This is a genomic window from Bacillus atrophaeus (genome assembly GCF_001584335.1).
In the GTDB taxonomy this organism is placed as follows: Bacteria; Bacillota; Bacilli; order Bacillales; family Bacillaceae; genus Bacillus; species Bacillus atrophaeus.
Genome location: NZ_LSBB01000001.1, coordinates 108,581 through 121,763 on the forward strand (window position 1 = coordinate 108,581; position 13,183 = coordinate 121,763).

At 42.4% G+C, this 13,183-nt stretch carries 10 protein-coding genes and 1 pseudogene; 8 read left to right on the plus strand and 3 right to left on the minus strand.

All coding sequences use genetic code 11. From position 1 onward, the window contains the following. Window positions 1–21 precede the first annotated feature (21 nt). The 3 genes from gntP to AXI57_RS00535 are packed head-to-tail and all read right to left on the minus strand — an operon-like array spanning window position 22 to window position 3,657. Window positions 22–1,368 (minus strand): gluconate permease GntP, encoded by a 1,347-nt coding sequence (gene gntP / locus AXI57_RS00525; RefSeq protein WP_003326176.1) that lies wholly within the window; start codon window positions 1,366–1,368, stop codon window positions 22–24. Window positions 1,369–1,391: 23 nt separating this feature from the next. Next, window positions 1,392–2,933, minus strand: a complete 1,542-nt coding sequence (gene gntK / locus AXI57_RS00530) for a gluconokinase (RefSeq protein ID WP_061668917.1) — start codon at window positions 2,931–2,933, stop codon at window positions 1,392–1,394. Beyond that, a complete protein-coding gene (locus AXI57_RS00535) occupies window positions 2,926–3,657 on the minus strand; it encodes a GntR family transcriptional regulator (RefSeq protein WP_061668918.1) in 732 nt (243 codons plus the stop codon). The genes gntK and AXI57_RS00535 overlap by 8 nt, the downstream gene beginning before the upstream one ends. A 259-nt stretch (window positions 3,658–3,916) precedes the next feature. Between AXI57_RS00535 and AXI57_RS00540 the strand changes: the two genes are divergently transcribed. From AXI57_RS00540 to AXI57_RS00580, 8 genes and pseudogenes are all read left to right on the plus strand, one after another. Continuing rightward, complete coding sequence (locus tag AXI57_RS00540; protein ID WP_061668919.1) at window positions 3,917–5,032, plus strand: sugar diacid recognition domain-containing protein; 1,116 nt, start codon at window positions 3,917–3,919, stop codon at window positions 5,030–5,032. A 119-nt stretch (window positions 5,033–5,151) separates the two neighbouring features. Continuing rightward, on the plus strand, window positions 5,152–6,417 hold the full coding sequence (locus AXI57_RS00545) for a GntP family permease (protein ID WP_061668920.1): 1,266 nt from the start codon (window positions 5,152–5,154) through the stop codon (window positions 6,415–6,417). 32 nt (window positions 6,418–6,449) lie between these two features. Then, a complete protein-coding gene (locus AXI57_RS00550; protein WP_061668921.1) occupies window positions 6,450–7,598 on the plus strand; it encodes a glycerate kinase in 1,149 nt (382 codons plus the stop codon). Window positions 7,599–7,707: 109 nt separating this feature from the next. Further along, window positions 7,708–8,739, plus strand: a complete 1,032-nt coding sequence (locus tag AXI57_RS00555) for a polysaccharide pyruvyl transferase family protein (RefSeq protein WP_061668922.1) — start codon at window positions 7,708–7,710, stop codon at window positions 8,737–8,739. A gap of 457 nt (window positions 8,740–9,196) precedes the next feature. Next, window positions 9,197–9,876, plus strand: a pseudogene (locus AXI57_RS22420) (VOC family protein). Between the two features lie 292 nt (window positions 9,877–10,168). Further along, a complete protein-coding gene (gene yxaF / locus AXI57_RS00570) occupies window positions 10,169–10,744 on the plus strand; it encodes a transcriptional regulator YxaF (RefSeq protein ID WP_061668925.1) in 576 nt (191 codons plus the stop codon). A gap of 90 nt (window positions 10,745–10,834) precedes the next feature. Beyond that, entirely contained in the window at window positions 10,835–11,848 is a 1,014-nt protein-coding gene (locus tag AXI57_RS00575; RefSeq protein WP_061668926.1) for a quercetin 2,3-dioxygenase, read from the plus strand. Window positions 11,849–11,956: 108 nt separating this feature from the next. Continuing rightward, window positions 11,957–13,183, plus strand: coding sequence for a DUF418 domain-containing protein (locus AXI57_RS00580; protein ID WP_061668927.1), 1,227 nt, complete (start codon window positions 11,957–11,959; stop codon window positions 13,181–13,183).

Below are 13,183 nucleotides of genomic sequence, written 5' to 3' on the forward strand. Positions count from 1 at the left end.
ATTACAGCTCCTTCATCAATTTCATACAAATACACTGAGTAATAGAATAAACCCTAATCCTGCAACTGAAATAATCGTTTCCAGTAATGTCCATGTTGCGAATGTTTCTTTCATGTTTAAACCAAAATACTCTTTGAACATCCAGAAGCCGGCGTCATTGACATGTGAAGCGATGACGCTTCCCGCGCCGGTTGCAAGCACCACTAATGCAAGATTGGCATCGGACTGTCCCAGCAATGGAATGACAAGTCCCGTTGTGCTTAATGCAGCAACGGTGGCTGATCCTAAGGAAATACGCAGGATCGCCGCGATAAGCCAGGCAAGTAAGATAGGCGATAAAGCCGTTTCTTTGAATAAATCGGCTACGTAGTCGCCGACACCGCCGTTAATTAATACTTGTTTGAAGGCGCCGCCGCCTCCGATGATCAAGAGCATCATTCCAATTTGTGTGATGGCTGTTGAACATGAGTCCATCACGGTTTTGATTGGAATGTTACGTGCAATTCCCATCGTATAGACAGCTACTAATAAGGAGATGACCATGGCAGTCGATGCATTTCCGATCAAACGGATGAATGCCAGTGCGCCGTTATCCGCAAATCCTATTGTTTCTTGAAGCAAATCGATAATCGTAGCGATCGACATGATGATAATTGGAAGCATCGCTGTAAATACACTGATTCCAAAGCTTGGTGTCTCCTCAAGCTTGAATGTTTTTTGTGTGCCTAGCGACGAAATATTTCCGGTTTTGGCAAATGATTCAGGGACTAGCTTTTTAGCAAGCTTTGTAAACAAAGGCCCTGCGATAAGCACCGTCGGAACAGCAACGATGAAGCCGTACAATAACACCTCACCGATGTTTGCACCGTACTCTCCGGCGATTGCCGTCGGTCCTGGATGCGGAGGCAGGAAGCCATGTGTGACGGATAATGCTGCGACCATCGGAATACCGAGGAATAAGATAGAAATCTTTATTTCTCTTGAAATCGCAAATACGATCGGAATTAATAGGACCAAACCAACTTCAAAGAATAAAGCAATACCGATAATGAATGAGGCAATGACGACTGCCCATTGAATATTTTTTTCACCGAATTTGTTGACGAGCGTCATCGCAATACGCTGTGCGCCGCCTGAATCTGCGATCAGCTTGCCCAGCATGGCGCCGAGTCCGAAGATTAATGCGATGTGCCCGAGTGTTCCGCCTATTCCTTCTTCGATGGAGCTGACGATTTTATCAAATGGCATTCCTAGTGTTAACGCAACGCCGAACGATACGACAATTAAGGAAATAAACGTATTTAATTTTAAGCCCATAATCAAAAATAGTAATGCTAAGATTCCAATTGCGACAATTATTAACGGCATGAATGACGCCTCCCCTTCATTATCTATTTGTGTGTGATTAAGCCTCTTTGATAATTTGCAATTTGTGTATATTCATTTTCTAATGCCCTAGATAAATTAATGAATATCGGCATTAATGTTCTATACTCTTTGGCTGATTCTTCTTTTGGCGTATGTCTGTAAGTGCTTCCGACCATGTCAGAAACGACATCAAACGACTCGATTTTTCCTGTAGCGTACAGGCCTAAGAGGCAGGCACCGAGACATGAGCTTTCGTAGCTTTCCGGAACGACTACTTCGGATTCGAATATATCCGACATCATTTGACGCCAAACCTCAGATCTTGCAAAGCCCCCAGTCGCTTGAATCCGTGTAACAGGACCGTCCATGCATTCTGTTAACGCTAAAAAGACAGTGTATAAATTGTAAATGACGCCTTCCAATGCCGCCCGTATCATATGTTCTTTTTTATGTGACATAGTCAGGCCAAAAAATGAGCCGCGTACATCAGGATTCCATAAAGGAGCACGTTCACCGGCAAGATACGGGTGGAACAGCAGGCCGTCAGAACCCGGTCTGACGCGTTCAGCAATCTTAGTCAGTACGTCATATGGATCAATTCCGAGTCTTGTCGCTGTTTCGATTTCGGATGAAGCAAATTCATCTCTGATCCAGCGAAGAACGATTCCGCCATTGTTAACCGGTCCGCCGATGACCCAATGATTTTCCGTTAAGGCGTAGCAGAAAATTCTCCCCTTTTCATCCGTTTGCGGCTGGTCAATAATTGTCCGAATCGCACCGCTTGTCCCGATTGTGACGGCGATTTCGCCTTTTTTAATCGCGTTGACGCCGAGGTTAGACAACACGCCGTCGCTTGCGCCAATGACAAAAGGTGTTTTCGGGTCGATTCCCATCTGTTTCGCTAATTCCGGGCTGCAGTTATGAAAGATCTCGGTTGTTGGCACTAGTTTAGATAAATGATCCGTTGTAATGCCTGCGATTTTTAATGCTTCTTCGTCCCAATCCAAGTCTTTGAGATTCATCATCCCCATCGCTGAAGCTAGAGAATAATCCACGACATATTCATCAAATAGCTTTTTAAAAATATATTCTTTAATCCCTATATATTTTTTTGCTTTGGAAGCGATTTCAGGTCGGTCATTCGTGATCCAAGCAATTTTGCTTAACGGTGCCATGGGGTGAATGGGTGTTCCTGTCCGTTTGTAGACTTCATGCCCGTTTAATTCATCTTTAATCTTATGCGCCCAGCCTTCGCTTCGGTTATCCGCCCACGTGATGCACGGCGTCAGCGGCTGATCGTTTTCATCCATGGCAATGACGCTGTGCATGGCGCTGCTGAATGAAATAAATGAGATCTTTTTTTGTGAATGCTGTTGCATGATTTTTGCGGTTGAGAGTATCACAGCCTGAAAAATCTCTTCCGGGTTTTGTTCAGCTGTCGATATGTCGGGTGTATGAAGCGGGTATCCGATACTTTCTTTTTGTATCACTACTCCATTTTCATTGAATAACACAGCCTTCGTACTTGTCGTACCGATATCTATTCCTAACATATAATTAGTCATTTTTTTGTTCAGCTCCTTTAGCCAGCATTTGTTGCGACAACCAAAGGTCGTCTACTTTCTCTTGAACATCATCAAAGTTCTGGTGCAGAGATTGAATCATCAGCGCCCTATCCTTTGTTTTGATCGCTTGAATATAAAGCTCATGGTTATCTAAAATCCTTGAGAAGTCTTCATATTTTTCCTTTAATCGCATGCGCATCGATAAAAGAATGAAGCTTTCCATCACAGGTTTTAGATTGTTCCATATCATCAGAATGTATGAATGATCAATGGCGCGAACAATCGTTTCGTGAAATAACACATCTTGATAAGAGAACTCATCCGCGTCCTCATATTTTATAGAGACTTTCATCATTTCAAGAATTTTACTAAGATCTTTTACCAATAGATCGGTGTCTATTTTGGCAATCCGTTCAAATACAAACGTTTCTATGAGTAAACGCACATCATAAATTTCTGCTATTTCTTTTTCAGTTAAACCAATCACAACCGCTCCCATTCGTTCTAAACGGATGATTTTTTCGGATGCCAGTATTTTTAAAGCCTCGCGAACGGGCGACCGGCTCACTGAAAAGTCTGCGGCGATTGTATTTTCCGATATTATGGTACCGCTTTCAATCAACCCGGAAATAATACGCATCCTAAGCTCGCAAGCTACACGAACACCGGTTGAAGCCTTTGAGAGCCACTTTACGGGATACAACAGATCCTTGGAGTCGAGCATAAACTCACCTTCCTGCTAAAGGAGTATACTTGTATACAAGTATGATAACTTGAATTTTTCTATTATGCAAACACTTTCATTTCTAATTTTTCTTAAAAATTTTCCCATTTCCTCATAGGTGGAGTGATGAAGAGGTCATTAAAAAAGGCAGATGTTTCTTCAAGCTGCGATCTTCCAAACATTCCGTGCCGCTTTATTTATTGTGCAACTTCACTATGGTAAATTGGAGAAAAGATGAAGAGGGAGGAGGGAAAGCAGCATGCAATTTTTAACGTATGAGCTGGCTCAGGATATCGTTGAGCGTACAATGAACATTTTGAATAGAAATATAAATGTCATGGACGATAAGGGGGTTATCATAGGCTCGGGCGACAGCGAAAGGATTAATCAGCTCCATGATGGTGCTCTTCTCGTTCTTAAAAACGGTGAACATATTGAAATAGATGAATCGAGGGCGGCCAAAATGAAGGGGGCAAGGCCTGGAATCAATTTACCTATCCGATTTAGCAGCCAAATCGTTGGTGTTGTAGGTATTACAGGAGAGCCTGAGCAAATCCAGAACTATGCCCAGCTTGTAAAAATGGCGGCCGAACTGGTATTGGAGCAATCGTTTTTGCTGGAAAGAGTGCAATGGAAACAAAGGATACAGAGTGAGATTGTGAATCAGCTTATTTCAGAAGAAGGTTTGAATGAAGAATGGTTAAAAGAACGGGCCGGATTTCTTGGAATAAATCTAGAACAGCCTAGAATGGCCATCGTCCTGAAACCATCAAATTATACAGAAATAACGATTCAAAACATAATGAGGTCTATTCAATATGAAATCAGTAAATCTGATTTAATCGGAGTTACGTTTAATAATGAAATCGTCGTTCTGAAAACGGCAGCGGGTAAAGAAATCAAAAGAGAGTTATTGCCCTTGTTGAAGCGGTTGTTAACAACATTGGATGGCGTGCGTATCGGAAGCGGAAACTTGGCTAAAGGCTTAAAAGAATTACGTTCTTCATTTTATCAAGCCAAAAGAGCAATTCTCATCGGAAGCAAACTTCAGCCTGAGGCGGGCTTTTACCATTACGAGGATTACAGATTAGAAGTCATACTGGCACAACTGGCTCAGGAAGAGCAGGACAAAAATGCCTTCTCCTTTTACCATCAACTGTTGGATCAAGGTAAGAAGGGCGAACTGGTTAATACGCTGGAAGCCTATATAAAAGAGGGCGGAGAGTTAAACAAAATTGCAGAAAGTCTGTTTATCCATCGAAATACCCTAAGGTACCGACTTGAGAAAATAAAAGAATTGACAGGCAAAGATCCGCGAAATATAAAGGACTTGATTGAATTGTACATAGCAAAGCTTTTGTATGACATTAGCTGATTGTGCTTATGCACAATGTACATCCTTATTTCATTCTCTTATTTCATCATCTTTCACAATGTATCTACTTAAGTAAACGCTTACAATAAATACACAACAAACACGGTGGGGGAATGAGCATGGATGTTACCGTAAGCGCTTTAGGGGCCGTCAGTGCCTTACTCATTGCGATCATACTCATCTTGAAAAAAGTGCCGCCTGCATATGGGATGGTTGCGGGGGCTTTAATCGGCGGGTTGATTGGCGGTGTGGATATTACAAATACTGTTGCCTTCATGATGGAAGGTGCGAAAGATATCATCCCGGCAGTTTTAAGAATCATGGCTGCAGGTGTCCTGGCGGGCGTCCTGATTGAGTCAGGAGCCGCTTTATCGATTGCGGAAACGATTATCAAAAAACTTGGAGAATCACGTGCTCTGCTGGCATTATCGATAGCTGTGATGATATTAACGACCGTCGGAGTCTTCATAGACGTAGCCGTCATTACAGTGTCACCGATTGCTTTGGCTATTGCCAAACGCGCACAGCTTTCTAAAACGGCTATTTTACTGGCCATGATTGGCGGCGGTAAAGCGGGAAATATCATGTCACCGAACCCGAATGCCATTGCTGCTTCTGATGCTTTTGGGGTTCCCCTTACATCTATGATGGCTGCGGGAATTATCCCTGCCATTTTCGGGCTGGCCGTTACATATTTCTTAGCGAAACGGCTTGTTAATAAAGGATCTTCAGTGAGGAACGAAGATACGGAAATGGCGGATCAAAAGATTCCATTATTCATAACAGCATTGATTGCACCGCTTGTCACGATCATTTTGCTCGCATTGCGGCCATTATGTAATATCAGCATTGATCCGATGGTTGCCCTGCCAGCAGGCGGAATCATAGGAGCAATTGCAATGAAAAAGACGAAGAATATCAATGAATATGCCATTTCCGGTTTGAGTAAAATGTCCGGTGTCGCCATTATGCTGTTAGGGACTGGGACATTGGCCGGCATCATTTCCAACTCTGCATTGAAGGATGTCTTTATCAGTGCATTAAACTCGTCAGGTCTGCCAGCTTTTTTATTGGCGCCTGTGTCAGGTATATTTATGTCTGCCGCAACAGCTTCCACAACAGCGGGAACAGCGGTAGCAAGCGGTGTTTTCAGCAGCACCATCTTAGGATTGGGGATTTCAGCGTTGGCTGGAGCGGCAATGATACATGCGGGCTCAACCGTGCTTGATCACCTGCCGCACGGAAGCTTTTTCCACGCTACAGCCGGAAGCGTTAATATGGACATAAAGGAACGCTTAAAACTGATGCCATATGAGTCTATAGTTGGTCTAACGCTCGCAATTATTTCAACTCTCATATTTGGCGTTTTTAAACTATTCGGTTAACGTGTCCTGCGACTATAGAGAGAGGTGATCGTATGAAGATAGTGATTGCACCAGATTCTTTTAAGGAAAGTTTATCAGCGTTGGAGGCTGCTCGTGCCATAGAAAGAGGATTCAAATCGGTTTTTCCGGATGCTGTATACAGTAAGCTGCCGATGGCCGATGGCGGTGAAGGAACGGTTCAGTCACTGGTAGATGCGACAAACGGAAGCATGAAAGAACAGTTTGTCACAGGTCCGCTGGGTGAAACAGTGAAAGCATTTTATGGATTACTAGGAGATGGGAAAACAGCCGTTATCGAAATGGCTGCTGCATCGGGTTTGCATCTTGTGCCCGAAGAAAACAGAAATCCGTTAGTGACCTCCACAAGGGGAACGGGAGAATTAATATTAGCTGCCCTAGATTCAGGCGTAAAGCATTTGATTATTGGGGTTGGCGGAAGCGCTACGAACGATGGGGGAGCTGGAATGGTTCAGGCGTTGGGCGGAAGGCTTCTGGATCAATCAGGAAACAACATCGGTCCCGGAGGCGGTGCACTCTCGCAACTCGTTTCAATAGACGTGACCGATCTTGATGCCAGATTAAAAGATGCGAAAATTGAGGTGGCCTGCGACGTAGATAACCCTTTAACAGGACCTAGAGGGGCTTCAGCTATTTTTGGTCCTCAAAAAGGTGCCACACCTGAAATGGTACATTTACTTGATCGAAATCTGTCCCGCTTTGCTGATATCGCAGAAAGAGCCCTTGGAAAATCCTGCAGAGATATAGAGGGCGCCGGCGCAGCGGGCGGTCTTGGGGCAAGCTTGCTGGCTTTCCTGGACGCTGACCTCAAAAGAGGAATTGATATCGTCCTTGAATTTGTCAGTTTTGAGGATGCAGTCAAAGATGCAGATCTTGTTATCACTGGTGAAGGGCGGATCGATAGTCAAACCATTTATGGAAAAACTCCGATCGGCGTGGCCAAAGCGGCTAAGAAATATGATGTGCCTGTTATTGGGCTTGCGGGATCATTATCCTTAGATAGTGATGTTGTGTATGAACACGGAATTGACGCCCTTTTCAGCATCGTTCCAGGAGTGATTACACTTCCTGATGCATTTGAACACGCCGCTCATTATATGGAAAGAACGGCAAGGAACATTGCGGCATCTATGAAAACTGTCAGAAATACAAATCGTATATAAGGCCCTTTATCCTTTATGCGTTTTTAAGTCAAACACACACACGCGCATACCCCTCCTCCTTTCGGGGTACAGAACAATAAGATAATCAGCCCAGAAGGAGGACATCAGTATGACCGTACAAGAAATCAAAGGTAAAAAACTAGTGAAAGGTATCGCTCCGAATGTGGAGCCGGAAGCCTTATTAAATGATAAACGAAAAGTGTTTCTGTTTGGTTCGCCAAGTTATACAAACATTGGGGATCAGGCAATTGCGTATGCAGAAGAGAAATTTATTAAGAATCATTTTCCTTACTATGAGTACATTGAAATGATGGATTATGCAACAGATGAAGGCATTGAATTGGTAAAGGAAATCATTCGTGAAGACGATATTGTCTGTTTTACTGGCGGGGGTAATTTAGGAAACCTTTACCTCGATATTGAGGAAGACAGAAGAAAGGTATTTGCGGCTTTTAAAGATTATAAATCTATCTCTCTTCCGCAATCAGTGTACTTTGAAGATACGGAAAAAGGAAATAAAGAGAAGAAGAAAACGCAGAATGCTTATCATCAAAATTCGAATTTAACGATTGCCGCTCGTGAGACACAAACACTAGATGTGGTAAAAGAAACATTCAATTCAGATGTGATTTTCACTCCGGATATGGTGCTGTCTTTAGATATAGAGCCGAGAGAGCTTGAACGGGACGGCGTTCTCTTTATTTTAAGAGCGGATAAAGAGAAAGTAACCGATGAAGATTTTGTATCTCAAATGATGAAATGGGCAGAGAAAACGACCTATGTGGAGCGAACGGATACCGTGCTGGATACTGTAGACACGATTGATTATGCCGACCGCGAGAAACATTTTCTGGAGATGCTTGACCGCATTAGTTCTAGTAAATTAGTGATCACAGACCGCTTGCATGCGATGATTTTCTCAATTATTACGAAAACGCCTTGCCTTGTCTTTGGGAATAGCTATGGGAAAGCAAAACATTCTTATCGAGATTGGCTAGAGGGCTTAAACTTCATTGAATATACAGATAAGCAGGATATTGAGAAATTGGAACAGATGATAGATCGTTTGCTTCAAGCAGAGCCGAATGGTGTTGATGTAGCTCAGGACTTTCAACCGTTGATTGATTTCTTTAAAGAGTGATCACAATAAAAAATACGATATTGAGTGAAGACTGCCAACAAAGTCGAATTTTCTGGCAGTCTTCTTTATTTGACACCTCCGCCGCCTGCCGATCCAATCACTAAACCTGCCTTTAAAATACTTCCTGTTTTTTCATATTCTTTCTCACTAGCCGCACTGGCAACAGTCCCGTTAATCTATATGTTCTCAAAAATTCTACTACAGTAGATTTTTGATGCTGTTTTATAGAATTTTCATCCAGAAAAGAAAATCGTAAAACTGCCAATTACTTTGTTCAAGGGTTGGTATTTGCTATTTTCTTTTTTATTATTCTCCTTTTTAGTAGAAATACTTATTGGTTTAAAAAAAATGAAGAATTAATAACGCCTTCTTTTTTTCCATTTCCAAAGCCGATCAATTGGATGGATATCTTAACCAGTGATATGATGGAAAAAAGAAGCAAATGGGAGGGGTTTGAATGTTAATAAGCAAGGTGACTCTGTATAGTAATGAGGTAGATCAAATGAGACATTTTTATGTTCATGAGCTTGGATTTACTTTAATAGAAAGCAGTGAAGACGCTTTTTCAATTAAGGCCGGCTGCAGTGAATTGGAAATCAGGAAAAGCCATTCAGATGAGGATCCTTTCTATCATTTTGCTTTTAATATCAAGAAGCCAAAACATGGGCGAAAAGCAAAGTAACGTTACATAGAGAAGATGATGAAGATGAAGTTTACTTTGAACATTCAGATGCTTATTCGCTTTATTTCTCAGATCCGTCTCATAATATAGTAGAATTTATAGCTAGAAATTCATCAGCGGCGAGTGAAGAAAACTTTTCAGTTCAGTCTGTTATCAATATTAGTGAAATTAATATTACAACAAATGATGTGATGTCAGCAGGGAAGGGTCTCATTCAGTTTGGGGTTCCGGTCAGATATGAAGAATCGGTAAAAGAAGATGGGTTAAATTTTATGGGAGAGTATGAGGAAGGGGCGTTTTTACTGTTAGGGCCTAAAGGACGCCGCTGGATTTTTTCAGACAAAAAAGCTGAAGTTTATCCGCTTTCCATTACCATCAATCATATGAAGAATATCGAGATAGACAGTAAGGGTGAGATAAGATTTACAGACTGCCGAGACATCCCGACAGCCTAAAAGAAGCAGTGTCGAGGTATCTCATATGGTTAAAAAAGAGTAGAGCATGGCGGTTTTCCATTTATCATCTTACCTGTTGTGCATGGGTCTTATCCCTGTCAAGCAGCCAGCTATAAAATCAATGTGTTTCGGTACTCTATTGGAGCACATTGGTTTAATTTTTTCTGCAATCGTTCGTGATTATAAAAACATATATACCATCGACAAGGTTTTTATCTCTTTTTGACATTCACACGGTTCTTTTTTATATTATATAAGTCGCTCTTCACCATACCTAGGAGGGAATGTTTCAATGAGTAGCAGAGGAGATTCACGTGAGAAAATTCTTCATACGGCGTCACGCTTGTTTCAGCTGCAAGGATATCACGCGACCGGTTTAAATCAGATTGTAAAAGAAAGCGGTGCTCCGAAAGGGTCCCTTTATCACTTTTTCCCGAACGGAAAAGAAGAGTTAGCGATTGAAGCGGTTACATATACAGGGAAATTTATTGAAGATATCATTCGGCACAGTATGGACAAGGTCACTGATCCTGTCGAAGCAATTCAGCTATTTATAAAAGAAACAGCGAGTCAGTTTGATAGTATGGAGAGCATTCAAGGCATTCCAGTCGGCTTATTGGCAAGTGAGACAGCGTTAATCAGTGAACCGCTGCGTACGGTTTGCATGAAGGTTTTTAAAAGCTGGGAAGCGGTTTTTTCCGGAAAATTAATGCAAAACGGATTTGACGAAGAAGAAGCAAGCAAGCTGGGAACGCTGATTAATTCTATGATTGAAGGCGGTATTATGCTTTCCTTAACGAATAAAAACAAAGCCCCCCTTCTTCTCATTGCGGAGCAAATTCCCGTGCTGGTGAGAAAAAAAGGGTAGCATTTTGTTATCCTTTCTCCTACAATTATATAGAACGGTCTAGTCATTTATATTTAAATATATAGACTGGTCTAAATTGGAGGAAACAAGATGAAAACTTTATTAAAACATACATTACCTGAAGAAAAAATGCCTTATTTGCTTCGAAGCGGCGAAGGAGAGCGTTATCTGTTCGGCAGACAGGTTGCAACCATTATGGCAAATGGAAAGAGCACAGGCGGTCTGTTTGAGATCGTGCTGCTTTCTGGAGGAAAAGGAGAACATTTTCCGCTGCACATGCACAAGGATACGCATGAAGGAATTTTTGTTCTTGATGGAAAACTTGAGCTTACACTTGATGGAGAGAATCATCTCTTGCTGTCCGGGGATTATGCGCAAATCCCAGCAGGAACGCCCCACAGCTATCGGATGCAGAGCCACAGAACCCGGTTTGTGTCTTACACGATGAAAGGGAATGCGGCGCGTATGTATTCTGTGATCGGAACGCCATATGACAAGGCTGAGCATCCGCCGCACGTGAGCGAAGAGGTGTCGAATGAGCACTTTGCAGAAGCGGCTGCTGTTGCGGACATTACATTTATTGAAGGTGAAAAGCCAGCCGGTGCGGCGAAGCTAGTGGAAAATAAGAAGGTCCCTGATGAAGTTGTCCCGTATGTGATTGAGTCTGGAGAAGGAGAGCGCCTATTGACGGGTGATCAGCTTCACCGTATTGTGGCGGCTCAAAGGAATACAGATGGGCAATTTATCGTTGTTTCATCTGAAGGGCCAAAAGGCGATCGCATCGTAGATCACTATCATGAACATCACACAGAGACCTTCTACTGCCTTGAAGGGCAAATGACAATGTGGGCGGATGGTGAAGAAATTCAGTTAAACCCTGGGGATTTCCTGCATGTTCCTGCCCATACGGTTCACTCCTACCGACTGGATTCGCATTATACGAAGATGGTGGGCGTATTGGTTCCGGGCTTGTTTGAGCCATTTTTCCGTACGTTAGGTGAACCGTATGAAGATCACATTTTCCCAAGTGAACCTCAAGCTCTGCGATTTGATCGTGTCATGCAGAATATCGAAAAACTGGATTTGAAGGTTGTTAATCCGTAAAAATGACAATATTGTAAGGTTTAACTCGTAAACTGCCACCTAAATCGATTTTTCAGCACGCCTTTTTTTCATAAGCTAAATGTATAGAAAAAAAGGAGCGTGTTGCAGTTGACTACATTACAGCCAACCCTGAAAGATGAACGTATTCAGGTGCTTGATGTCTTAAGAGGAATAGCAATTTTCGGTATCTTATTTGTTAATTTGGCTCATTTCAGTTATCCGGATGTATATTTATCTGTGCTTGGAAAAGATAACTTTTTTACAGAAAAGTGGTCTGATTTAGATTTCGGTGTCAGGATGATATTGGATTTATTGATCCAAACCAAGTTCATTTTATTGTTTTCGTTTTTATTTGGATTTGGCATGGTTGTGATGATGGAGAGATCGTTAAGCAAGGGACAGCGTTTTGTCCCGCTTTATATTAGAAGATTATTAGCATTGCTGATTCTTGGAACGATTCATGCGTTTTTGGTGTGGGACGGAGATATATTAACGCAGTACGCCCTGCTTGGCTTTATCTTACTTTTATTTAGAAAAGCAAAGACGAAAACGCTGGTGATATGGGCGGCCGCTTTGTATCTCATGTTTTCGATTCCTTTCTTTTTGTCGAGCTTTTCTCCTTCAGACGGACAGGAATGGAAGCAAGAGACGATTCAACAAATTGAACAAGAAGCGAAGCAAACGTTGCAGGTTTACAGCAGCGGCAGCTTTAAAGAAATTGCTGAACAGCGGATTCATGATCGCATGGCTTATATGTCAATGAACGGCATGTTAACATATAACCCGCTTGTATTCTTTCTGGCTTCCATTCCGTATTTCAGTATGTTTTTGCTCGGGGCAGCGACAGCGAAGGCAGGATTGCTGCATCAGCCTGAAAAGCATCGTCAGGCATTAAAAAGAGTGTGGCTCGCAGGACTGATAATAGGAGTTGGCAGCCATGTTCTGTACGGGCTGTTCGAGAAGGAAGCCTTTATGCTGATCGGCGCGCCTTTTCTGATGTTTTTCTATGTCACAACGATTGTACATCTTTATCATAAGACAAGATTCGCTAAGCCCTTGCAGTACTTTTCCGCCGTTGGAAGAACAGCGTTCACCAACTATCTCATGCAATCTGTCATCGGAACGTGGATTTTCTATCATTTCGGATTGGGTTTATACGGAAAAGTATATCCTGCTGTCAGTATTCTCGTGACAATAGCCATATGTGCTCTCCAAATGATTGTCAGCCATCTTTGGCTGCGAACATTCCGGATGGGGCCGTTTGAGTGGTTGTGGAGAAGCGCCACGTATTTAAAATGGCAGCCGATTTTCAAGGAAATCAAAATAATAGTTTAG

Bases quoted from the DNA above. Each gene is read 5' to 3' on its own strand.
- AXI57_RS00575 (WP_061668926.1), top strand. From the start codon at position 10,835: ATGAAAACTTTATTAAAACATACATTACCTGAAGAAAAAATGCCTTAT.
- AXI57_RS00540 (WP_061668919.1), top strand. From the start codon at position 3,917: ATGCAATTTTTAACGTATGAGCTGGCTCAGGATATCGTTGAGCGTACA.
- yxaF (WP_061668925.1), top strand. From the start codon at position 10,169: ATGAGTAGCAGAGGAGATTCACGTGAGAAAATTCTTCATACGGCGTCA.
- gntP (WP_003326176.1), bottom strand. From the start codon at position 1,368: ATGCCGTTAATAATTGTCGCAATTGGAATCTTAGCATTACTATTTTTG.
- gntK (WP_061668917.1), bottom strand. From the start codon at position 2,933: ATGACTAATTATATGTTAGGAATAGATATCGGTACGACAAGTACGAAG.
- AXI57_RS00550 (WP_061668921.1), top strand. From the start codon at position 6,450: ATGAAGATAGTGATTGCACCAGATTCTTTTAAGGAAAGTTTATCAGCG.
- AXI57_RS00545 (WP_061668920.1), top strand. From the start codon at position 5,152: ATGGATGTTACCGTAAGCGCTTTAGGGGCCGTCAGTGCCTTACTCATT.
- AXI57_RS00535 (WP_061668918.1), bottom strand. From the start codon at position 3,657: ATGCTCGACTCCAAGGATCTGTTGTATCCCGTAAAGTGGCTCTCAAAG.
- AXI57_RS00555 (WP_061668922.1), top strand. From the start codon at position 7,708: ATGACCGTACAAGAAATCAAAGGTAAAAAACTAGTGAAAGGTATCGCT.